Origin of the sequence: Pseudoalteromonas sp. OF5H-5 (assembly GCF_021530695.1) — a bacterium.
In the GTDB taxonomy this organism is placed as follows: Bacteria; Pseudomonadota; Gammaproteobacteria; order Enterobacterales; family Alteromonadaceae; genus Pseudoalteromonas.
In genome coordinates this window covers 21,141-42,874 of the sequence record NZ_JAKGBF010000019.1, presented here as the reverse complement: position 1 = coordinate 42,874, position 21,734 = coordinate 21,141, and the positions used below count along the sequence as shown (strand labels likewise).

Below are 21,734 nucleotides of genomic sequence, written 5' to 3'. Positions count from 1 at the left end.
CTTTTTCACTCTCTTATTGCTGGCTGAAAGTGAGAGTCAGCTCAGTCGTCTTCGTTGTTTTTACTTTAATAAATTCTAAGCCATGAATTTGCTCGCTTTGCCACTGAGCGCTCTGAAGTTGCACTGGACGCTGCCACGAAATCATCGCAATATCATCTAAAAATAAGGCACTTTCACCGCTACTTGGTGGCGCCATGGAGAGGCCAAACTGGACGCCACGAGCGGGCAATCCTTCTTCGCCAAGCACAACGGAATCGTCAGGTAAGGTAATATCTTGTCTAAATGTTTGCCACTCATAACTACCTGCAGGTTTTAATTGGGGCGTTGACTCAGAAAAGATAAGGCTATCTTCTGATGTTAAGATACGAATATCAGCCTTAAACTCACCAGCGTTCTCTCCTTTGGCATAACCAAAGAGCGAGAGCTCATGGTAAGCCTGTGCCGTGCTCGGCGCTGGCGTAATAGGCATGGTACGAATTGTGTGTTTGAACGGCACACGCGTTGGTGTTTCGTTAAATTGCGTTCGTTGTAGGCAGAGTCCTTGTACGCCACGATATTTGCCGACTAAACACGGCGCGATATCGTCGGCCTCAATTAACCAACGAGAGACTTCCCCTTTTTCGTTATCGCTGTCCCAGTCTTCAAAATCCCCAAAGAACAATAAGTCCCGTCCAAGCACAATCTCTGCTTGAGCATCACTAGTCGTGAGTTTGCTAAGGAACTCAGCACTGCTTGAATATTGGCGTAAATCGACAATATGCTCACCAGCTTCTAAGGTAATAACTTGTTGCTCGGTTGCTTTTGCTTGAACCGGTTTATCAAAGGTGACTTCTGCAAATCCCGGGCGCAATGAGATACCAACTTCGGGTGAAGAAAATTCAGCGATGCGTTTTAGTAGGGCATTGGCAAGATCGCCACTTACAAACTTAGGAACATAGTCTTCTAGATAAACAGGATAGGCTTTTAATGCATTGATTTTAGGTGTGCCCGCAGTTTCTAACTCAACCACAGCTATCAGTCCTAAAAAGGTTTCAAGACGATTTTGCTCAAACACAAAGTTGCCTAATCCAAGTATGCTTGGTACGCCATTGTATAAGCCAAACCCTTGCGCAACGTGAGGGTGATGCGCAATCATCAAGTTAGCGCCATTTTTGGAAAGTAAATCAAAGCGGTTTGAAATATACGCCGTTGGTGAGTATGAATACTCGTCACCGCCGTGAAGCTGAGCCACAACAAAGTGGCCGTTGTTACTGGCTTGAACCACCGTTTCTTTCATGCCATTGGTATCTGTTAGATCGGCAGCTCCCCCTTTAGCGTCTGATGCCACATAAGTGACGGTATGTTGATCGCCTGTAATGGAAGTCGCAGACACAAAATCTATCGTTGTTTCACCAAGGCTTAGGCTGTAGGGCTTAAATGCCTCTGCCGCACTTGTACCCGCGCCACTGTATTTAAACCCTGCCTGCTCGACATACTTCAAGGTATCGTTCAGTCCAGGTGCTCGATAGTCATAGACGTGGTTATTGCCAAGTGCTACATAGTCAATACCCAAATCATTGAGGGCAATTAATGACTCCGGCAGACTAAAAAATGCGAACTCTTTGCTTGGGTGGACCGTGGTTGGGTTTTTTAGGATTGGAGATTCCAAGTTAACCGAAGCGAAATCGACATGTTTAAATAAAGGATGCATAAACTGCACTAGGGCTTGGGCATCAGGTCCTGCGCTTTGGGGCTGGATAAGTCCGTCAGGGGTGCTGGGCAATGAATTCCCCATGGTAATGAGGTCAGGGTTGAAATAACGACGCCCAAACATGGTATCACCGGCAAAAAGTAAGGTTTTTAGCGTGCTCGACTTAGCTTTTAGTTCAAGCGTGAGCTGCTGCTCATTGTTATTTTGATTCGCTAAGGTAAAAACCAAGGGCAAATAATCTGGGTGGGATATTTCTGCGACATAAGCGCCGTATGCTAAAGCCGACAGGTCAAAGATACCATTGTTATTTGAGGTAAATAACTGATCATTTATCGTGAGGCTAGCATTGGCAATGGGGGTTGCATTTGCGTCGTGCAAAAGTATGCTTAAATTGGGCGTCTCGCTATCCCTATCTTGTTGGCTTTTATCTTCATCCTTATCTATTTGTGAAGGACCTGTTTCATTTGGGTCCTCGACTGAGCAGGCTGTGAGTGCAAATAGCAATACTACATTTAAGATTTTTTTCATTGTGGCCAGCCTGCTTTCAAAAAAGATACATTATTTAATTCTTTAGTATTATATCTGTAACTCTTTATGTGTTGCAATCCTTTGAAATGGAATGTAAGTTTCCAAATCAAAAACTTAACAAGCGCTGAAAAATGCCTTAAAAAACAACTTTTTTCAGTTCTTCATTAGTATAGGACAAGAATTTACGAAGATAGCTAAAATTCTGTTCAATATTCTTTACGTTTTTCTAGTCGGACAGCTATTCTTAGAGTATGATCTCGTCAATTGTGAAAACCCGCTTTGAGGAACAAATGCGTCTAGAGATACATTGCGCTGACCGTATTGGTATTGCCCAAGAAATTCTCAATATCTTGGTGAGTTACCGTGTCGACTTGAAAGGTATAGAAGTCGATTCAGTAAATTGTCGAATGTACGTGAGCTTTCCACCCATCGAATTTGAACAGTTTCAGAAAATTATGCCTGAGATCCGCTTAATCGATGGTGTTGAAGATGTTCGTACTACAGCGTTTTTACCGTCAGAACGTGAACATAATGAGCTGAATACTTTGCTCAGTGCGTTGCCTGATGGTGTAATTTCTATCGACGCTAAAGGCTGGGTACGTCATTGCAATGACGCAGCTTGTCGCGACCTTAACATGGTTGAAAAGGAAGTGATCGGTGCCAACATTAACAACCTTTTGAAAGGGTTTAACTTTACTCGTTGGTTAGAAGGTAAAGAGGTGTTAGGCCAGACAACCCGTGTCGAAGTGGGCGGGGAAGATTTTATTGCTGATATTTTGCCAATTTCGGTGCCCCAAGGGATTGAAGGCGATGTATTAGCCGGTGCGGTGATTAACATTAAATCGCAGTCGCGATTAGGACAGCAAGTCAGCGCATTTCGTCGTTATGGACAAGAAAGTTTTGCGACCATCCATAATCACAGCACTGCCATGCGTAGAGTCGTGCGTGAAGCCAGAAAAATGGCGCAGTTAGAAGCGCCAATTCTGATCACAGGTGAAACAGGTACTGGTAAGGAACTGCTTGCCAGAGCATGTCATTATGCTTCCAACCGGTCATTAAAGCCTTTTATCGCACTTTCTTGTGCTTCGCTGCCTGATGACGTTGCTGAGTCCGAGTTGTTTGGGTATGCAGGATATGAAGAAAATGCAGCGCCAAAACGCGGTGTATTAGAGCAAGCGGATGGCGGCACGGTATTCCTCGACGAAGTGGGTGAAATGTCAACCCAGTTACAGACTAAGTTACTGCGTTTCTTACAAGACGGTACTTTCCGAAAAGTCGGTGACGAGAATGAAGTTAAGGTCAATGTTCGCATCATAGCTGCAACGCAAAAAGACTTGCCAGCAATGGTTCAAGAAGGTGTATTTAGAGAAGATCTCTACTATCGTATTAACGTGCTAACGCTCGAAATTTCACCGCTGAGAGATAGAAAAGCGGATATCGGTCCTTTGGCTGAACACTTTGTGCAAAAATATGCCCAGCAAAATGGTCATCCAGCGCCAACATTTGCCAGAGAATGCATTGAATTTTTAGAGAATTACCCGTGGCCTGGTAATGTGAGGCAGTTAGAAAACGCTATTTATCGTGCGGTTTCGTTGCTTGATGATAAAGAGCTTCGTACTGAGCATCTAAACCTACCGACCTTTACCCATGACTTAGGTTATTTGGAGTCTGATTTTGAAGGGACGTTAGATCAAGCCGTGAAGAGATTTGAAGCAACCTTGTTGCGCAAGCTTTACCCCGCTTATCCGAGCTCAAGGCAACTGGCTAAACGTTTGGGATTAAGCCACACAGCCGTTGCCAACAAGCTGCGTGAGTATGGGATAAATAGAAAAACAGTCAAAGTATGATATATAAGGCTACGCAATGAGTGTGGCCTTTATGATTTAGTTCCCATGTCTTTTGTCACGCCATCTACCTTAATATTCTTAACGCCATCTTCTTCAAAAGAGAGTGTGATACTCACGTTATCTCGCGCAAAGAAGTAATCTATCCCATTTACCGTCAAGACGTAATTACCCTTTACAGAGTCGCTAAATTCTTTTTTCACAAGAGAGATTTGATGATCTGCAATTTGCCACTTAAATTCAGAAATAAAACCTTGATTGAATTCTTGGATCCACACGCGGGTATCGTCTTTACTCAGTGTAATGGCAACTGAGTAAGACTCTGGTAGTTCAGACATGTCATAATGATTTGCACCGATGCGAAACTGTTCAGTCTGTTTGTTCCAAGCAAAACCAAACTCAAACGCTTTCTCTACACCGGTTGGGTAGGTTAGCGTGCCTTCTCCTTTAAAGTCGAAGTCTGCGTAGCACATACTGGAAAAGACAAATAAGGTGGAACAGGTAACAAGGGATAATTTTTTCATCGACTTCACTTCAGTTATTTTACTTAATTTGAGGTTCGCGTATGTAGTAACCGAACTCATTGTTTTTAAGCTCATTTTATAGGCCTTTTTGGTCATGCTAGAAAGGCGTTCATTTTTTGAAGCTCAGGTTATTAATCTAGTTTACCGACTGCATTACTGCAACTAAGGGCAAAGTAATGTATCAGTTATAGACGTAAGCGTAGCAAAATAATCACTTTAGAATATGAATTGCTATGCTAGAATCGAAAAATTATTAACTGGTAAGACCATTGTTATGAATTTATATTTTCGTTTACTGCTGTTGTTTTGGAGAATAAGACAGAATAAACAAACAGCAGATTCCATTTTGTCTCCGATAGATATCGAGTACCGCGCCCTGCCAAGCGATTGCGATATCAATATGCACTTGACCAATTCACGATACCTGGCATTTATGGATTTGGCGCGTACTTGGATGACAGAGCGAGTTGGGTTATTTGCAGCTGTGATGAAACGCCGCTGGTTTCCAATTGTTAACGCGACGGCAATTACTTATATTCGCGATATCAAACCACTGCAAAAATTTACTATTACCACTAAAGTTGTTGGGTGGGATCACAAATATTTTTACATTGAACAGCGTTTTCATTCAGAGCGTGGGCTGCATGCAATTGCTTATGTTCGTGGGGTATTCAAGCGTAAGGGTGGTGTAGTTTCTGTTGAGGAAATGCTAGAAGTGGCTGGGTTTAACGGTGAAGCACCTATTTTATCTCCTGAGATTATGCATTGGAAAGCTATGTTAGAAGCAAAGAAAAACAGTAATCTATAAACTATAAAGGCCACATCAGTGGCCTTGGGGATTGAGAAAGTAACAGTAATTCTGTGTTCTACACGGTTTAGAACTTATATTTCACACCGAACATTGCCACAACAGGGTCTATCTCAACGTCTGAAGTTAATGCTTTTACGCCGTTTGCGTACACTGTTGCGTCGGTATTGATATCCATTTTAGAGATCATACCATGTAGACCCCATTTTTCATTTAAGTCGTAGTTAAAGCCGACTTGTAGTGCGATACCAAAAGAACTATCCAAATCAACTTCTACATCGTTAGTCTTTAGTGTTGCTTTTAGTGCAGCACTTGGCTCTTCATCGAAGAATACTGTGTAGTTTAGACCCGCGCCGATAAATGGGCGGAACTTAGCACTCGCATCAAAGAAGTGATACTGCGCAAGTAGCGTTGGTGGCAAGTGTTTGATGTCAGCGATTTCCGCCCCTGCTAAGCCACCAGCACCGTCTACGGTGTGAGAAAATGGTGTTGCCGCAACTAGCTCAAATACGATGTTATCGCTGTAGTGGTAATCAAGAGTGATACCAAGCTGGGTGTTTGAATCAGCGACTAAGCCTAGCGAGTTATCTTGATCAATGGCAGAAGCCGTGTTGTCAGGGTTTACATTAATAGCACCAACATTAACACTGAAATTTGCGTGTGCGAAGGGAGCAGCAACTAGCAGAGTAGATAAAAGTGCAGCGCTTAAAGTTTTCATTTTCTTCTCCTAACCCTATGTGAGGACATTTTTAAACTGTGAAACAGTGTGTGTTTTCAATGAAGCCATCTTAAAAGGGTTCAAAAAATGAAAAACTGTTCTAGATCAATTTTTAAATTGTAAGATTTCAGAAATTTTTGAAAGTTTGATTTAGATTAAGTTTTCTCGATGTCATTAATTTGCATTAAAACTGCAATGCTGTGGTCAAAGTTTCATCTTTAAATAATTGCTAGATTTCACCTACAAGTCATTCTCAGTTATGTCATTAGCAACACAGAATCAAAATCTTAGCGCGTCTCACGCAACCGAGATATTAACGCATTTGATCCAAGCGCCTTCGGTTACACCGTGTGATGCAGGCACTATCGCTTTTATGTCAGAGCAACTCGCCGCGCTGGGTTTTACTATTGAGCAGTTTGAGGTGCAGGGAGTAAAAAACTTGATTGCAAGTTATCGTTTCTCTTTGGGACCAACTTTTGCTTTTTCTGGTCATGTGGATGTCGTGCCTGCAAATAATAAAGGCTGGATTGTGCCGCCATTTAGTGCGCAGATTATTGATGGCGTGATGTATGGACGTGGTGCTGCGGATATGAAAGGTGGCGTTGCGGCAATGCTTGCTGCAACCAAAACATTACTACAGCATCGTGAAAAATTACGAGGAAGCTTTTACTGGTTACTCACTTCTGACGAGGAAGGTGAAGCGGAGTTTGGTTCCAAATTGATTGCAGAGCGATTAGCTGAAAATGGCATCGAGCTAGATGCTTGTTTGGTAGGTGAACCGACTTCACATCAAGTAGTGGGAGATACGGTTAAAAATGGTCGTCGCGGTGCGATTTCTGGGCGTATTCAGGTTAAAGGAAGAACGGGGCATGTGGCTTATCCAGAACAAACGGTTAATGCAGCTCACATCGCAGGCCAGTTGGTTAGTCAACTCGCGCTTTTACCTTGGTGGAAAGATGAAGCGGGATCGCAAACCACGCTGCAAGTTACTGGGATCACAGTTCCAAATATCGTGGATAATTTAGTGCCAGCAGAGTGTGAAATCACCTTTAATATTCGTTACAGCCATGCCTATAAGAGCCAAGAAGTTGTGCACTATATTCAAGAGTCGCTGGCTAAATCCGGTGCTATGTTAGCGATCAGTTGGGAGCGGCCTTGTGAGTCGTTTTATACCGGCGCGAGGCAAGAAAACTGTTTCTTAACGCTGGTAGAGCAAGCAATCCAGGAAACAACGGGGCAGTATCCGAGTTTAAGTACTGCAGGCGGCACCTCCGATGGTCGCTTCTTTGCGACCGGAAAAACGCAAGTGATCGAATGTGGGGTAAAGAATGATTCAATTCATCAAGTGAATGAACATGTATCCCTCAGCGATCTACATACGATAGAAAAAATATACTTATCTGTTTTAAATAGGTTTTTTAAAAAAGTTGAAAATTTTTAAAAGAATTTTCTTGAAAATAAATTTGCTGACCATAAATAGCTTTATGAGGACGCCGACAGGGTCTCATGAATTAAATAACTATTTGTTTTAAAAGTGCTTATTGGTTCTTTTTGAAGAGTGAGCACCTATGTATAGCTTTAAGAGGATACAAAATTATGCGTACAGTAGATTTATCACCATTATATCGTTCATTTATCGGTTTTGATCATTTAGCTTCTATGATGGATGCTGCTGCAAGAACAGATAAACAACCTAGCTATCCACCATACAACATCGAAGCGCTAGGTAAAGACAAGTACCAAATTACCATGGCTGTTGCAGGGTTTACCGAGCAAGAGCTAACGCTGGAATCAGAAAACAATACGCTGACCGTAAAGGGACAAAAGCAAGCAACTGAAGAAGCCAACGAGCGTAAATTTATTCATCAAGGGATCGCCGAGCGCGGGTTCGAGCGCAAATTCCAACTTGGCGATCACGTCAAAGTATTAGGTGCAGACTTAGCGCACGGCTTACTGGTTATTGACCTTGAACGCGAGATCCCAGAAGCACTGAAGCCAAGAAAAATAGAAATTGGCTCGGGCAACTTGCTTGAAAGCAAGTAATATCAATCTAATTTATTGATTTCCAACCCGCCGCCGTCAGGCGGCTTTTTTTTGCCTAAATACAAAGCATTTGTTATTAGTAAAGTTATGCTTCAGTCGTTATCCCCCAGAAAATGAAACTTGGACTAAGACAATACGTAAAAAGACGAAATGGTGTACCACTGGGTCATAGTCAGTCACTAGGAAACATGTTTCGGCGGGCTTTCGGCGCTCGGTCTTTCGATGGTTTCTGGGTGTATTGGAATCCTATCTGGAGTTATTACTTGGCGCGCTTCGTATTTCGTCCATGCGCAGCGAAAGTGGGGGAAAAACTTGGCTATTGGTTTACTTTCATAGTGAGTGGCGCATTGCATGACGTCATTGTTGGATTAGTGGTGGGAGAAGCGATTTTTACATTTACCCCATTCTTTGCTGTACTTGGGGCTACTGCGCTTGGATTTAAAGTGACGGGCTATCGTTATTCGAGTCAGCACTTTCTCATTGCACCTTTGTTTAACGGTTCGATCATTGTGTTTAGTTTTTATCTAAGTAGTGTTTTTAGCGAGTTACTTGTATGGTAGAAGAAAAATATTGCGTTGAGATGAAGAATGGAATTAAAAGATAAGCTGATATTGTTGTTGAAATCAGGTGGGTTATCGTTACTCATCGCGGGTGGATTTTATACTTTGTTGTTTTACATGTCTGCACAATTTCATCACCAAGTGCAATTTTCGCCCTTCTCGCAGGATATTGGCGTAAACGCGATGCTAATTTATAGCTTCTTGGTTTTTCTATTTAGTGCCATTTTTAGCTATTTCTTTTTGAAAATGCATGCTGCCCGTCATGATATGCATGTCGATGGCTTAGTTCTGAGCATAAAATATACACACTTAGTACTTTGGGGAGGTGTTGTCAGCATTGCGATTTATATCTTATTACACATGAATCAACATGTTTTGGTGTTAAAACAAGCCAAAGACAGCCACACTTCAGCTCAGCAACTTGAAGCGTTGGTTTCTTATCTGCCTGAAAGTGGTGATGTGATAGATCTTGCTGTTGCACAAAATCCCGCGACGGCACCAAACACGCTAACTTACTTGAGTCTAAAACGAGACTTTGCTACGCACTTAGCACTTGCCATGAATCCAAGTACTCCCAAAAAAGTGCTAGAAGAAATTGTTAGCTATTATCACGGAGGACAACAAGATGTAGTCCTCAATGCGGTGATGAAAAACCCTAATGTGGCTAGCGGCAAGGTTCAGCTGCAGGTACATTAATCGTTTTGTTCTATGACTGAGCGTATGGGAGACGCGAGAGGAGCCACTGCCTAACTTTATTTGTTATCACGTTCGCTCAATTCAGTACGTAGTTTACTTTGCATGTCTTTAAGTGCTGTGATTTTATCTCTTGCTTCTTGTAACTGTTGCTGTGGTAATCCCTCTTTAATCCCACGTGCTAGCAGCGTTTCTATTTGTTCTACTTTGCCATCAACAGCCGCAATATACTGTTGTTTTAGCTTGGTGTCTTTTTGATCCAAATATGCTTGGTAAGCTTCGGTATCCGACAAATCGCCCTGAAAATCATCTATTTGTTTTTCGGCTTGGCTTATTGGCGGCAGATATTCAGGTTTCGTGATTGGCTTAACGGCTTTGCGTGAGGTCTCGGCATTTGGTTTGATAGCAGTATAAGTATTGATAGGGGGACTTAATGCTACAACTTTTTCCTCTTGCTCAAGCTCAGCCTGCGAGGGAGCGTTATATGTGGGGTTTTGCCAACCTATGTTGGCAAAACGCAGTGTGAATACAGCGATCACTGCTCCAAGGAGTATGACAATCAATGCTTGCCAGTACTTCATATCACCGCTCCGTTGTTTGCCGCTTTCCAAGCCATATAATCTCGCTCGAATTTGTGCTGAGCAAACTCTCGGGTCAGTGCTCGCAGCGCTTGGTAGCGTACTGTCTCACTTTTCACATCGTAGTAATCATATACCGGTGACTGGCTATACAATACTAGCCACTCGCCATTTGGCGTGCGAATACTAGGCGTGATCTTGCCCTGTTTACTACTAAATGCCAGTTGTGTTTCCCATTTCGGCGTGCTTTGGCGTGTCAGCGGAATTAATTCAGTCTGCCATATTAATGTAGGGGTATATTTAGCGACGGCTTGTTGCCACGAGTGTGCATTTGCATATTCGTTAAATTGCTGTGCGGTTTTTTGTTCGGGAAATTTCGCTGCGCTCGCACTCACTTGCTTGACGTATTTAAACCTCTTCTTATGACGCTCATAATACTTCGCGATGGCACTATCAGGAATTTCACTTTTTAGGGTATCGACATACTGGCTCGTTGCACCATGCATCTCTTCCTTAACACCAAGAAATGCCAGCATGCTCGGCCTCAATAGTTCTGCGGTTACCACTTGTCGTAACTGTTCTATTGTCAGACCTTGCTTTGCCACATAAGGTTTTGCGGCGGTAAATAGCGCCTGTTGATTGAGATGTTGATTGACAATAGCTTGCAATAACGAGAGTTCTCCTTGGTGAAGTTTAAAGCGGTTTTGCATTGATTGGCTATGTAATACTTGAGCAAGTGTCAGTGGCGCTGATTTTGTTAGTTGCAGCTGTTGCCATTTGAGTAATTGCTCAGCAGTGTATTGCCCGTCAGCGGGGTACTGTCCTAGTAAAGACAGCATCTGATCCTTATCAAATACCAAAGGGTAGTGCTTCTTTTCAAGCTGAGTAAGTGCAGGAAACCAGTGAAGGAGTGAACTGGCGAGAAACTTATCGACATGATATTGGGTGCTGAAACCGACTCTGGATTGGCGCTCTAAAATACTTGGATTAAGTTGCTTTGCTTGGAATAGCAAGAATTGATTTTCAAGCAATTGCGCAGTAGTTTGCTTTTTTGATAACTCTCGGCCTTGCTCAAGATAGAGTTGATGAACTAAATGCGTCAGAGATTTAGGTATGCTCGGTGAGGCAAAACTTGGTAAGCAAAAGCTACTTACCAAGAAAAATAGAACTAGACGCATTACCTAACGTCCATCGCATGATTTATCAAATGAACGACCATGGCTATTGCGTGAGGGATCACTTGCTTACCTGTATTTACACGATCGTAATGATCCTCTGAATTTAACACGATACCACCTTGTGAATAAGAGAAAGAACCGCCTTGTGTTAGTAATGGGCGAATATCTGTTGAGTTGCTATCAACAGCGCTGAAACTATTCATCGCTTGCTTTACTAAGGTAAAATCGTTCAATGATTCTTGGTCATAGTAGTCTTTCACCCAAGACTCCCAACCTGCATGATTCAAATCTGATGTTGTCCAAGTATGATGCGGTTGAAGTAAATCTGTAGTGTGAAAAACAAAGCCTAGTACCTGTGGGTTACCGCTCTGTACATAGCTTTGATACCAGTACTGGCCTAAGTTATCAATTGGCTGAAAAGGCATCTCTTCAAAATCATCGTACATGCTATACGTTGAGTGGCTATCGATACGATAGTGTTTTTCTGTGATCCCATAACTATCATATTCAGTATCATCAGCGCTAAACCAACCTGTTTCGCCGCCATGACCATCGTCTAAATAATCGCCTTTCAGCCAAGTGGCAGCCATTGAATCAACAGAGCCTGATACGGTAAGTTTCTGATAATTATAACCACCGAAGTCATTGCCGTGAGTATCAGCACCTTGAGTATGGTTTTGGAAGTGCCAGTAACTGGTGTATTTCACGATGCTTTCAGCTGCACCCCAAAGCGGTGCTTGTACACAGTCACCCGTAATGGCGCCGCAGAAGAATGTATCCTCAAAATCATCAACATCATACGCAGCTTGGCCCAGTAAATTGGCTAGTTGAGAAACTGACATGCCGTTAGCTTGAGCATATGCTTGTAACTTTGCGTACTGTGTTGTAGTTGGATTCTGTGCCATGTAATTTACGGCGTCGATGACGATGCGCTTATGTGTCTCTTGACTAAACGCGTGGCTTTGCCCTGCTGCGACTAAAAGGGCCATAGGAAGTAAATAATTTTTCATGAGTTGCCTCTATAAATTTTAATTTGTGTGAACGCAATTTTTCTACTTAAAAAACGAAGTGCGCTATTTAAAATAATTTATGTGAATTTTTGATTAAAATAAAGTTAAATTTTGATTGTGTTAAAATTCAAAGAAGATGCTTGTTGGTCACAAATGGGTCAGGTATGATCTCGGGGAGAATTTAGGCACACCTGCGCTAAACGAATGGAACTATGAAAAAACTACTTATAATAATCAGTTTATTGTTACCGTTTTATGGAATTTGCGAAGAACAAAGTGACGAACTTGATGACGAGTTTGCTTGGCAGCTGAGTGTCGGTGCCTTTTACGTTGATATGACAATGCCTGCTTTAATTGGCACGGACTCGACATTCAAACATGGCACTTTTTTAGTCGATGCAAAGATAGAGTATAAAAGCTTTTACTTGAATACCCATTCAGGTGATTTTTTTGGTGGCTCGGATATAGGTTACCAAATTATCAATAATGGAGAATGGGGTATAGATGCTATCTATGGCAGTTATATGTTGCCTTTTTCTGAACGTGGTTACTATGACACTGATGATGTCGTGCCTGAACTGAGAGGAATACGTAAACGCGATCAAGATAATTCATTGGGCTTTTCCTATTACCGTCATGTTGGTGAATTTCTTGCTGTTGCTGAGATTGTTTACGATGTCTTTGGGGAAACAAACGGTTGGGTTTTTCACCTCGAAGCGACACGTAATTTTGAACTGAGAAACTGGGATTTATGGCTTAATTTTGGCGCTAACTATTATTCTAGTAATTTTCATAATTACTTTTATGGTGTTTTAGAATCCGAAGTCAATGATTATTTAACCCCCTATAAACCTGGTGCTTCAGCTTCTGCGTTTATGCAAATGCAACTTAATTACCCAATTGCAGAGGATTGGGTGTTTAGCGCAGGTGCATCGTGGTTAGTTGGTTCTCAAGACACGTTAGATAGTCCTTTAGTTCGCTCTCGTCACGCCAGAGTATTCTTTACTGGGGTGAAATATGTTTTCTAAATTAATCACATGGACAGTGCTGTTTTGGAGTATTTCACTAAGCCAACAACTCCGTGCTGCTGAAACTAATCCAGTGGGAATACTTCATGCCGTGCCGAGCAAGTGTGTAGCCCTGAACCAAGGGCGAACTTGCTATGCGGATGTCAAAGTAACGGTGAATGCGCCTTCTGAAGGGGATTACTGCATTCGAGAGAGTTTATCGAAGAAGATCCTGCAGTGTTGGGCCAAAGCGGATACCTTTAAATATGAGCTAGACTTTAGTTCGGATGAAAGTTTGAGCTATGAGCTTATCTCAAAGCAGTCTCGAGATGTGCTAGCTGTGACCACTATTGAGGTGAATTGGGTTCACAAAGTAAAAACAAAAAAAAGGCGTTGGCGCCTCTTTTGATCCGAAGGCTGCGTGCGAGCGTAGCCTAAAGTTGCTCGATGTTATCTAAACACCACTGAGCCCTTGCGAGCACCTCTTGCCGTGTTTTCTCATCTTGTTTTTGCCAATTTCGATAGATCATGCCAATACGGTGGTTATTGGTAAACTTATCCTCATGGCGGTGCATAAAATGCCAATAGAGGCTATTTAGTGGGCAGGCATCATCACTAGATTTTTGCTTGACGTCGTAGTGACAATGCTGACAATAATCACTCATTTTTTGCATGTAGTTACCGCTTGCAGCGTAGGGTTTGGTTGCTACTATGCCGTGGTCTGCAAATTGTGTCATGCCTCTGGTGTTTGGCATTTCTACCCATTCAATGGCGTCGATGTATATACCTAAATACCATTCATCCACTTGATCAGGGTGTATTCCGGTTAGCAGACAAAAGTTTCCCGTGACCATTAATCTTTGAATGTGGTGAGCGTAGGCATAATCAAGGCTTTGATTGATAGCTTCACTTAAACAGCGCATCTTCGTTTTTCCATGCCAAAAATAGCCCGGCAAATTGCGCTGAGCAAGCAAGTAATTTTTATGACGGTAGTCCGGCATATTAAGCCAATAGACGGCTCGGATATACTCTCGCCAGCCCAATATTTGCCTAACAAATCCCTCAATCTGTGCAATATCAATTTGTGAGTTGTCTTGGTAAGCCGCTATCGCGCTATCGATAACGTGTTTGGGGTGAAGCATTTTTGTATTCAACGCAAAAGAGAGTCGTGAGTGATACAGTGTCCATTTATCGACACTTTTACAGGTCATTGCATCTTGAAATTGACCGAATAAAGGCAATAGGTGTTCACAGAAAAAGGCCAAAAGATCGTGAGCTTGCGCACGGTTAGCCGGCCACAGCAATGATTCTTCGCTGTTACCAATGGTCTTCACTTTATGCCGTTTTATCCGCTTTAAAATGTCACTAACATCGTTGGCAAAACAAAGCGGCTGTGGGATAGCGTCTATGTCTTTTGACTTGAGCTTATTACGGTTTTTACTGTCGAAATTCCATTGCTTGCCAAGCGGTTCACCGTCGTCCATTAATACATTAAAACGGCGCCTGAGCTTGCGATAAAAAAACTCCATTGTGGTGTGTTTTCCTGGCGTTAAATAATCATCCAACTCTTCGTAAGGGACTAGAAAATGCTCTGTGTCATAGCAACGAACCTGTAACTGGTCGAGTGTTAATTCCATCATTTGCTTCAGTAAGCGATATTCATCAGGTCGTTGATAGTCAAAGCTCGACACTTGATATTTATCACATAAATGAGCAATTAAAGCGGGGAGATCAGAATAGTCCTGAGTCTCATCGAGGGTGAGATGTAGCACATGAAAGCCTACCTTATTCAGTGCGATGGCGAAATTTTCCATGGCTTTGAAGAATGCGCATACTTTTTGTATATGATGTTTGGTGTAGTCGGCCTCTTGTTTGAGTTCTGCAATCAGATAAAGGTACTCAGCTTTATCGTCAGCAAACCAACTATGCTTGGCGTTGAGTTGGTCGCCAAGAATTAATCTGAGGCCTTTATATTGAGGCTTTTGTTGTGTCATTAGTTATCCTCCAAAGGCCAACCAACATGATCTTGGCTGTCGAGTTGTAGAGTGGCTTCTCCTTGCCATAATTTTATATATTCACCATCTGGGTCAAATAGTGCTTGTTGCTTTGTGATATTGAAACGGCGACCACCACGAGGATCAGCTCCAACACCAGCGATATACTGCCAATTACCCCAGTTCGCTGCGACGTCGTAATCGATAAGATGTTGCTCGAAAAAAGCGGCGCCGTAGCGCCAATCTAGCTGTAGCTCATTAACACAGTAGCTCGCAGCTATTTGTCTCGCTCTGTTGGAAATCCAGCCAGTTTTAGTCAATTCGTGCATAATGGCATTGACCAGTGCGCTGGGTGTTCGGCCTTGGCACCACTTTAAAAAGCGCTCTGGATAGAAACTGGTTTTTGGTGTTTTGGCTTTGACGCCTGAAAAGCGAAATAGCGTGTGTTGATGTTTGAGGGCATACCAATAAAAATACTCACGCCACAACAGTTCAAACCAAATCCAATAGGTTGATTCATTTGCGCCTCTTTGCTCCTCAAATTGAGTAAGTGATTGCTTGATCTGTCTAGGACTGATAGCGCCAGAGGCAAGTATTGGACTAAACCGAGTGGAAAAATGATCACCGAACAAGGCGTTTCGAGTTTCTTTGTATTTGAGAGCCGCATCCGTTTGGAAGTATTGTTGTAGCTGTTGCTGGGCTTGCGCTTCGCCTGCGGCTACTTTGATATTGTATGAAGAGTTTGCTTTAAATTCAGCTAAATCTAAAACCCGATTCGGTCTTGGTGGAAGCGTAGCGGTTGCAATAGGTGATTTAGGTTCAATTTCCTCTACAGCTTTGCGAAATGGCGTAAAGCTCGGTGGCAGCTCACTGATTTTGAGTGGTAGTGTATCTGGTTCAAACAGCGTACTAGGATAAGCGCTAACGTATTGAATGTAAGGAAAGTTATCTTGTAATTTTAACCAAAGCTTTTGTTCATCGAATCCTGGATGAGCTGCGCGGCCAATATGAGTTACCTGCTGTGTATGAATAATCTCAGTCAGTGCTTTGAGCTGAGCTGTGTTACGTAGCATATACAGCTTCTGTTGTTGTGACGTTAGTGATTGATGCAAGGCGTTGAGCGTCTGATTGCGATAACATTCGACAGCAAAAGAAGTTGAGCACTGCGCTTTGCGAGCCGTCCAAAGGTTTACAGTGGGTAGATAAATGCAGATAAGTGTATCAACTAGAGACGCCAGCTTTGTAAGTGCGGGGTTATCACTAAGGCGGCAGTCGTTTTCAAATAAATAGAGTCCTACTTTCACGTTTATTCTTAACAGTCATGAACGAATAAGACTCTATACGTAACGATTAACTAAATTGCTCAGTTAGTTTGGCAAGATTCTATAAGTGTACGCAAGTGAGCACCAACGTCTTGTGTTTTGGTTTGGCCTTGCTCAAGTAAGTGGCTCGCTTGCTGTTTTAGTTCCGCCAAATCATACTGCTCGAGCAAAGTTCTTAAATATCTAACTGTATCAGCACCTTGCTGAAGCAAATCAGGAAATTGTTCGATGGAAATTTCCTGTTGGCTTAGGCGAGAAATAGAGTTGAGTAGGTCGCTTAAATTTGCACTGTCTTGCAATGCGCCTTCAACCGCAATAAGCGCGCCCATCGGATCGGCATCTAGATTATTTGCAACGCAAGCTGCAACACTGCCAGCCTCTGCTGATGCTTGCACTGACTCAATTCCTTTATCACGGATCTGCTCAACCACTTGTTGTAGTTCTTGATGTTCAGATAAATATTGTGCCTCGATTTGGGCTTTAGAGTCTTCCAGCATATCGCATGCGGTAAGTGAAACGACCATAGTAGACGCAAAGGCAATCGCTCTTAGCATTTTATCACTTCCTATATAAAGATTTTGTGAAAGTCTAAAGAGCTGAGAGCCAGAAGTCACGCAGAGTTTGGTTTTGTAAGCTCTGCATGACTTTGATCTTAGAGTAATGTTTAGTGGCTACCGTTGTCTCTTCGTTTAGCAGCTCAAGTTAGTTTGCTTGTTGCTGCGCTCTTTTGAACTCTTGTAGACCAACAATATTGGTTTTTTTGAATAATTCAAAGCGCAGCATATTTTCGATGAGTAACAGTGCTTTGTTCCAAGCGTTTTTTGCTGCTGTGGTAAAATGCCTGCCAAGATGACTTTTCAGCGTTGCTGTAAAGGTAAACAACAAGACACTGATATCTTTTTCTGACGTTCCCATAAATAACAGCGTACCGCGTTGTTTTTGCAGATAATGTAATAAGTTTGACTGCTGTGGGATACGCATCACACAATTTTGAACAAAATCAAATATTTGATGCTCCCAGATTATGAGTTGTCCCACATTTGTTGGAATTTGCATGCGCAAATCGTAATGTTGAATTTGGTTGTACCAAGAAGTGCAAAAGCCATGGAAATTCGGACGAATACTCGCAAGCGTTTGAGTTAAAAGTTGATATTGATAGGGAGTAATGCTCATAGACGCCTCTTCAAACTGATGAAGAGCGGATCCTTTGCTCAAAAACAAATAGCCTAAGTCTGAGTATAGCTGTTTTTTTAAAATGCGAGACTTTTTAATATTTTTTTGTGAGCTTTTTCTTACGTTGCAATAATCAATTGAATTTCAATATGCTGGACCTAGCTATAGTAGGCCGAGATTGAGTAACGGCCCACATTGATTTAAAAATATTAGTGCTTAATTGGTGAAAGCAACTGTGGATCTGTCACGAGTTTACGAATGCCATGCGCATGGTCCTCTTCAAAAGCATTGTCTTTACACCAACGCGCGAGACTATTTATATCAACTTTGGCACAGCTTGGGCGTACACTCCAACTTACATGTAAAGGTGAGCACTGTTGGTTGTTATAGCTAGGTCCAGTCGTCGAACCTAAAAACTCAACTGGTGTGCCTGTATTACTTGGTAAAACACCTGCTTGATGGTAACCGCCAACTTGGCCTTGATAATCAAGCTCAGTGAAGTCTTGCGCATTTTCATCATTAACCACTAAAAACACCTGAGTTTCGACGCGTAGATCGGGGTTGGCGCAGCTGTCATTTAAGCAAGCACCGAGGGTCGGGCCCGGTTTTACATCACAAGAGCTATGAACCCAGTGTACTTCAATCGTATCGCCGGGCTTTACGTTGTTACATACTTTATCTTCTACAGGAGCAAGCTCTGCTGGGGTGAGGCTTGCAGTTGCATTACATTGGAATCCGCCGTACTTTGGGTCATTGGAAACGACAGAGAAGTCTTTGGCTTTATGTTCTGCATTTTTATGAAAATGGATGTTACATAGGTTGAGTTTTTCTTTTGGTGGAGCCATAGCAAAAACCCGTTTGTTGTGACCCTGCAAACTATCAATATCTCTCGGTGTTTGTGGTCCTGCCGATTCGCATTGCGCTGCAAATGCTTCAAAGCTAAATATAGACAGCGCTGTCAATTTACTTGGTTTTATAACCGTTCTCATTTGGTTTTCCTTTCTTTCGTGATTTTCTTGTCCCCAATTATGGATTAAATATTTCTTTTTTGTTACAAAAAATGGAAGGAGACGAAACTGGACCGATGAGTTGGGCATCACGGTGTTGTATGTGAAAAGTAAAATACCTGATTACATCTCAGCAACGAGCTGAAACGTCAGAAGATAGTTCTAAATCAAGGTTGCTATCTAGGCATACTGTCTTTATAATACGCAGCATATTTAGTCAATCGAACTGAAACTTTCGTTTTTCAGTATAATTGGCTTTAAGCATGGGCAATACATCGCCCATTAAAATGGCATTTTTTAGATGCCACTTCTTTGAAAAGTAGAAGTAAAACAATTTTATGTTTCGGTGTAGAATGGAGTTGCTTGATATATGGTCGGGCGCTTGATTTGGTAAAGTGCCGAAGGTCGTCGGTTCAAATCCGATTGCCACTTCTTTGAAAAGTAGAAGTAAAACAATTTTATGTTTCGGTGTAGAATGAAGTTGCTTGATAGATGGTCGGGCGCTTGATTTTGTGAAGTGCCGAAGGTCGTCGGTTCAAATCCGACTTCCACTTCTTTGAAAAGTAGAAGTAAAACAATTTTAAGTTTCGGTGTAGAATGGAGTTGCTTGATAGATGGTCGGGCGCTTGATTTGGTAAAGTGCCGAAGGTCGTCGGTTCAAATCCGATTGCCACTTCTTTGAAAAGTAGAAGTAAAACAATTTTATGTGTTGGCGCGGGATGGAGCAGCCTGGTAGCTCGTCGGGCTCATAACCCGAAGGTCGTCGGTTCAAATCCGGCTCCCGCAACCAAGTTAAAGATTGAGTTCTTTGATTTCGCGCATTCCTTGTAATGCGCGTTTTGCGTTTAAGCATCGGCTTTTTTGTTTAAGTTGATGATTAATTTGGCTGAGATAGCTCGCAAACCAAGCACGGCCTTTGGCCACACAGTTTGTTATTCGTGTGACGCCCCGCTTGGTTCGGGGCGTTGTTGTATCTGGCGCAAGGTGTATTCTGAGCCCAAGATCAAGCAGCTATGATTTGGGGCTTTAGGCCCTTTTTTTGTTTGTATGGAGGAGTTCTGTGTCAAAACTCGAGCAAGATTTGACTGAAATGTTGGAGCCTGCAGTTGCTGCGTGTGGCTTTGAATTACTCGGTCTTGAGTTTGTGCAAGCTGGTCGTCATTCTACACTTCGTGTATATATCGATCATGAAAACGGCATTAATGTAGATGACTGTGCGGAAGTGAGTCGTCAAGTTAGTGCAATTTTAGATGTCGAAGACCCGATTACGAACGAATATAGTTTGGAAGTATCTTCTCCTGGTGTTGACAGACCATTATTCAAACAAGCTCACTATGAAGCAGCAGTGGGAGAGGAAGTACGTTTGCGTACTAAACTTCCGCAAGAAGGTCGCCGTAATTTTAAAGGCGACTTAGTAGCAGTTAATGGCGATATGATCACGTTAAAAGTTGACGCTCAGGACTTTATCCTGATGTTAAGCAACATTGAGCGTGCCAATATCATCGCAAAATTCTAACTTTGAGTGCGAAGGACAAGGGCAAGCGAGGCATTACCTATGGCAAAAGAAATATTGTTGGTGGCAGAAGCTGTTTCCAATGAAAAAGCGGTCCCAAGAGAAAAGATTTTTGAAGCATTAGAGTTCGCACTAGCGACAGCAACAAAAAAGAAGCACGGCGGTGAGATCGAAGTACGCGTTACTATCGACCGTAAAACGGGCGAGTACGATACTTTTCGTCGTTGGAAAGCGGTTGAACCACAAGAAGACGGTTCACTAGAAAATCCATATGCGGAAATCACTATTGAAGCGGCGCAAGTTGATGAGCCTGACGTTCAATTAGGTGATTACGTTGAAGAGCAGATCGAATCAATTAAATTTGACCGTATCACCACACAGATGGCGAAACAGGTAATCGTACAAAAAGTACGTGAAGCTGAGCGCGCATTAGTTGTTGATGCATATAAAGATCAAAAAGGCGAGCTAGTGACAGGTGTTGTTAAAAAAGCAACGCGTGACGCTATCGTTATCGACCTTGGTAACAATGCTGAAGCGGTAATTTACCGTGAAGACATGCTACCACGTGAAAGCTTCCGTCCGGGTGACCGTGTGCGTGGTCTACTTTACGAAGTGAAGCCTGAAGCGCGTGGTGCTCAGCTATTTGTTACGCGTTCTAAGCCTGAAATGTTGATGGAACTATTCCGTATTGAAGTTCCGGAAATCGGCGAAGAAATGATTGAACTTAGAGGTGCTGCACGCGACCCTGGTTCTCGTGCTAAAATCGCTGTAAAATCAAACGACAAGCGTATCGACCCTGTAGGTGCATGTGTTGGTATGCGTGGCGCACGTGTACAAGCTGTGTCTTCAGAACTTGGCGGTGAGCGTGTTGACATTGTACTTTACGATGATAATCCAGCACAGTTCGTAATCAACGCAATGGCACCGGCTGAAGTAGCTTCAATCGTAATGGATGAAGATACGCGCACGATGGAAATTGCAGTTGAAGCTGACAACCTAGCGCAAGCGATTGGTCGTAATGGTCAAAACGTACGTTTAGCTAGCCAACTTACTGGTTGGGAACTAAATGTAATGACAGTGGAAGAGATGGAGCGTAAGAGCTCGGAAGAATCAGATAAATTGGTTAATCTATTCACTGAAAATCTAGACATCGACGATGATTTTGCAACACTACTGATTAACGAAGGTTTCTCTTCACTTGAAGAGGTGGCTTATGTACCAGTAGCTGAATTTTTAGAAATCGACGGTCTAGACGAAGAAACCGTTGAAGAGCTACGTAACCGTGCGAAAGATGCACTGACTACGAAAGCACTTCGCGATGAAGAAAGTCTTGAAAATGCAGAACCTGCAGAAGACCTACTAGCACTTGAAGGACTTGAGCGTCATACCGCTTTTGTTTTTGCTAGCAAAGGTATCGTTACACTTGAAGACCTTGCAGAGCAAGGTATTGATGACTTAGTTGAAATTTCTGAGTTATCAGAAGAGCAAGCTGGTGAGTTAATCATGGCTGCACGTAACATTTGCTGGTTCAGCGAAGAGTAATT

21 protein-coding genes and 1 tRNA gene are annotated in these 21,734 nt (G+C 42.6%); 11 read left to right on the top strand and 11 right to left on the bottom strand.

Annotated features, from left to right (window positions below):
* Nucleotides 1–13: 13 nt before the first annotated feature.
* Nucleotides 14–2,218, bottom strand: a complete 2,205-nt coding sequence (locus L1271_RS21090) for a CapA family protein (protein WP_235368717.1) — start codon at nucleotides 2,216–2,218, stop codon at nucleotides 14–16.
* Nucleotides 2,219–2,508: 290 nt separating this feature from the next.
* On the opposite strand from L1271_RS21090, the gene tyrR reads away from it, so the two are divergent.
* A complete protein-coding gene (gene tyrR / locus L1271_RS21085; RefSeq protein ID WP_010607852.1) occupies nucleotides 2,509–4,065 on the top strand; it encodes a transcriptional regulator TyrR in 1,557 nt (518 codons plus the stop codon).
* A 29-nt stretch (nucleotides 4,066–4,094) separates the two neighbouring features.
* On the opposite strand, the gene L1271_RS21080 is transcribed toward tyrR, so the two are convergent.
* Entirely contained in the window at nucleotides 4,095–4,661 is a 567-nt protein-coding gene (locus tag L1271_RS21080) for a hypothetical protein (RefSeq protein WP_235368716.1), read from the bottom strand.
* 199 nt (nucleotides 4,662–4,860) lie between these two features.
* Between L1271_RS21080 and L1271_RS21075 the strand changes: the two genes are divergently transcribed.
* On the top strand, nucleotides 4,861–5,394 hold the full coding sequence (locus tag L1271_RS21075; RefSeq protein ID WP_235368715.1) for an acyl-CoA thioesterase: 534 nt from the start codon (nucleotides 4,861–4,863) through the stop codon (nucleotides 5,392–5,394).
* A gap of 67 nt (nucleotides 5,395–5,461) precedes the next feature.
* Here the strand turns inward: L1271_RS21075 and L1271_RS21070 are convergent, their stop codons facing one another.
* Entirely contained in the window at nucleotides 5,462–6,112 is a 651-nt protein-coding gene (locus tag L1271_RS21070; protein WP_235368714.1) for an OmpW/AlkL family protein, read from the bottom strand.
* Nucleotides 6,113–6,371: 259 nt separating this feature from the next.
* Between L1271_RS21070 and dapE the strand changes: the two genes are divergently transcribed.
* From dapE to L1271_RS21050, 4 genes are all read left to right on the top strand, one after another.
* Entirely contained in the window at nucleotides 6,372–7,553 is a 1,182-nt protein-coding gene (dapE, locus tag L1271_RS21065; RefSeq protein ID WP_235368713.1) for a succinyl-diaminopimelate desuccinylase, read from the top strand.
* 155 nt (nucleotides 7,554–7,708) lie between these two features.
* Nucleotides 7,709–8,155 carry an Hsp20 family protein gene (locus L1271_RS21060; protein WP_010607857.1) on the top strand — a complete coding sequence of 149 codons (447 nt, stop codon included), beginning with the start codon at nucleotides 7,709–7,711 and terminating at the stop codon, nucleotides 8,153–8,155.
* Between the two features lie 263 nt (nucleotides 8,156–8,418).
* Entirely contained in the window at nucleotides 8,419–8,715 is a 297-nt protein-coding gene (locus L1271_RS21055) for a hypothetical protein (RefSeq protein WP_010607858.1), read from the top strand.
* Between the two features lie 27 nt (nucleotides 8,716–8,742).
* Complete coding sequence (locus L1271_RS21050; protein WP_235368712.1) at nucleotides 8,743–9,411, top strand: hypothetical protein; 669 nt, start codon at nucleotides 8,743–8,745, stop codon at nucleotides 9,409–9,411.
* A 56-nt stretch (nucleotides 9,412–9,467) separates the two neighbouring features.
* On the opposite strand, the gene L1271_RS21045 is transcribed toward L1271_RS21050, so the two are convergent.
* From L1271_RS21045 to L1271_RS21035, 3 genes are read right to left on the bottom strand one after another with little or no spacing between them, the layout of a single operon-like run.
* Nucleotides 9,468–9,989: a hypothetical protein gene (locus tag L1271_RS21045; protein WP_102056355.1), complete on the bottom strand. Its 522-nt coding sequence runs from the start codon at nucleotides 9,987–9,989 to the stop codon at nucleotides 9,468–9,470.
* A complete protein-coding gene (locus L1271_RS21040) occupies nucleotides 9,986–11,164 on the bottom strand; it encodes a peptidyl-prolyl cis-trans isomerase (protein ID WP_235368711.1) in 1,179 nt (392 codons plus the stop codon). The genes L1271_RS21045 and L1271_RS21040 overlap by 4 nt, the downstream gene beginning before the upstream one ends.
* Nucleotides 11,164–12,174, bottom strand: coding sequence for a phospholipase (locus L1271_RS21035; protein ID WP_010607862.1), 1,011 nt, complete (start codon nucleotides 12,172–12,174; stop codon nucleotides 11,164–11,166). Before L1271_RS21035 ends, L1271_RS21040 begins: the two co-directional genes overlap by 1 nt.
* A 212-nt stretch (nucleotides 12,175–12,386) precedes the next feature.
* Between L1271_RS21035 and L1271_RS21030 the strand changes: the two genes are divergently transcribed.
* Both L1271_RS21030 and L1271_RS21025 read left to right on the top strand, forming a co-directional pair.
* Nucleotides 12,387–13,202 carry a MipA/OmpV family protein gene (locus L1271_RS21030; RefSeq protein ID WP_010607863.1) on the top strand — a complete coding sequence of 272 codons (816 nt, stop codon included), beginning with the start codon at nucleotides 12,387–12,389 and terminating at the stop codon, nucleotides 13,200–13,202.
* On the top strand, nucleotides 13,192–13,590 hold the full coding sequence (locus L1271_RS21025) for a DUF3019 domain-containing protein (RefSeq protein ID WP_010607864.1): 399 nt from the start codon (nucleotides 13,192–13,194) through the stop codon (nucleotides 13,588–13,590). The genes L1271_RS21030 and L1271_RS21025 overlap by 11 nt, the downstream gene beginning before the upstream one ends.
* A gap of 25 nt (nucleotides 13,591–13,615) precedes the next feature.
* Here L1271_RS21025 and L1271_RS21020 read toward each other — a convergent pair whose 3' ends face one another.
* The 5 genes from L1271_RS21020 to L1271_RS21000 form a co-directional block, all read right to left on the bottom strand.
* Nucleotides 13,616–15,175 carry a cryptochrome/photolyase family protein gene (locus L1271_RS21020; protein ID WP_235368710.1) on the bottom strand — a complete coding sequence of 520 codons (1,560 nt, stop codon included), beginning with the start codon at nucleotides 15,173–15,175 and terminating at the stop codon, nucleotides 13,616–13,618.
* On the bottom strand, nucleotides 15,175–16,479 hold the full coding sequence (locus L1271_RS21015; RefSeq protein WP_235368709.1) for a DASH family cryptochrome: 1,305 nt from the start codon (nucleotides 16,477–16,479) through the stop codon (nucleotides 15,175–15,177). The genes L1271_RS21020 and L1271_RS21015 overlap by 1 nt, the downstream gene beginning before the upstream one ends.
* A gap of 59 nt (nucleotides 16,480–16,538) precedes the next feature.
* Entirely contained in the window at nucleotides 16,539–17,051 is a 513-nt protein-coding gene (locus L1271_RS21010) for a hypothetical protein (RefSeq protein WP_010607867.1), read from the bottom strand.
* Between the two features lie 148 nt (nucleotides 17,052–17,199).
* Nucleotides 17,200–17,670, bottom strand: a complete 471-nt coding sequence (locus L1271_RS21005; protein WP_017217789.1) for a hypothetical protein — start codon at nucleotides 17,668–17,670, stop codon at nucleotides 17,200–17,202.
* Nucleotides 17,671–17,879: 209 nt separating this feature from the next.
* Nucleotides 17,880–18,659 (bottom strand): delta-class carbonic anhydrase, encoded by a 780-nt coding sequence (locus L1271_RS21000; protein ID WP_235368708.1) that lies wholly within the window; start codon nucleotides 18,657–18,659, stop codon nucleotides 17,880–17,882.
* Between the two features lie 731 nt (nucleotides 18,660–19,390).
* Between L1271_RS21000 and L1271_RS20995 the strand changes: the two genes are divergently transcribed.
* From L1271_RS20995 to nusA, 3 genes are all read left to right on the top strand, one after another.
* Nucleotides 19,391–19,467 (top strand) — tRNA-Met (locus tag L1271_RS20995).
* Nucleotides 19,468–19,737: 270 nt separating this feature from the next.
* Nucleotides 19,738–20,193 (top strand): ribosome maturation factor RimP, encoded by a 456-nt coding sequence (gene rimP / locus L1271_RS20990; protein ID WP_010370818.1) that lies wholly within the window; start codon nucleotides 19,738–19,740, stop codon nucleotides 20,191–20,193.
* A 39-nt stretch (nucleotides 20,194–20,232) separates the two neighbouring features.
* Nucleotides 20,233–21,732 carry a transcription termination factor NusA gene (nusA, locus tag L1271_RS20985; RefSeq protein WP_010607870.1) on the top strand — a complete coding sequence of 500 codons (1,500 nt, stop codon included), beginning with the start codon at nucleotides 20,233–20,235 and terminating at the stop codon, nucleotides 21,730–21,732.
* Nucleotides 21,733–21,734 lie beyond the last annotated feature (2 nt).

Coding starts and splice junctions, on each gene's coding strand:
- L1271_RS21090 (WP_235368717.1), bottom strand. CDS start 2,218: ATGAAAAAAATCTTAAATGTAGTATTGCTATTTGCACTCACAGCCTGC.
- tyrR (WP_010607852.1), top strand. CDS start 2,509: ATGCGTCTAGAGATACATTGCGCTGACCGTATTGGTATTGCCCAAGAA.
- L1271_RS21080 (WP_235368716.1), bottom strand. CDS start 4,661: ATGAGCTTAAAAACAATGAGTTCGGTTACTACATACGCGAACCTCAAA.
- L1271_RS21075 (WP_235368715.1), top strand. CDS start 4,861: ATGAATTTATATTTTCGTTTACTGCTGTTGTTTTGGAGAATAAGACAG.
- L1271_RS21070 (WP_235368714.1), bottom strand. CDS start 6,112: ATGAAAACTTTAAGCGCTGCACTTTTATCTACTCTGCTAGTTGCTGCT.
- dapE (WP_235368713.1), top strand. CDS start 6,372: ATGTCATTAGCAACACAGAATCAAAATCTTAGCGCGTCTCACGCAACC.
- L1271_RS21060 (WP_010607857.1), top strand. CDS start 7,709: ATGCGTACAGTAGATTTATCACCATTATATCGTTCATTTATCGGTTTT.
- L1271_RS21050 (WP_235368712.1), top strand. CDS start 8,743: ATGGAATTAAAAGATAAGCTGATATTGTTGTTGAAATCAGGTGGGTTA.
- L1271_RS21045 (WP_102056355.1), bottom strand. CDS start 9,989: ATGAAGTACTGGCAAGCATTGATTGTCATACTCCTTGGAGCAGTGATC.
- L1271_RS21040 (WP_235368711.1), bottom strand. CDS start 11,164: ATGCGTCTAGTTCTATTTTTCTTGGTAAGTAGCTTTTGCTTACCAAGT.
- L1271_RS21035 (WP_010607862.1), bottom strand. CDS start 12,174: ATGAAAAATTATTTACTTCCTATGGCCCTTTTAGTCGCAGCAGGGCAA.
- L1271_RS21030 (WP_010607863.1), top strand. CDS start 12,387: ATGAAAAAACTACTTATAATAATCAGTTTATTGTTACCGTTTTATGGA.
- L1271_RS21025 (WP_010607864.1), top strand. CDS start 13,192: ATGTTTTCTAAATTAATCACATGGACAGTGCTGTTTTGGAGTATTTCA.
- L1271_RS21020 (WP_235368710.1), bottom strand. CDS start 15,175: ATGACACAACAAAAGCCTCAATATAAAGGCCTCAGATTAATTCTTGGC.
- L1271_RS21010 (WP_010607867.1), bottom strand. CDS start 17,051: ATGCTAAGAGCGATTGCCTTTGCGTCTACTATGGTCGTTTCACTTACC.
- L1271_RS21005 (WP_017217789.1), bottom strand. CDS start 17,670: ATGAGCATTACTCCCTATCAATATCAACTTTTAACTCAAACGCTTGCG.
- L1271_RS21000 (WP_235368708.1), bottom strand. CDS start 18,659: ATGAGAACGGTTATAAAACCAAGTAAATTGACAGCGCTGTCTATATTT.
- nusA (WP_010607870.1), top strand. CDS start 20,233: ATGGCAAAAGAAATATTGTTGGTGGCAGAAGCTGTTTCCAATGAAAAA.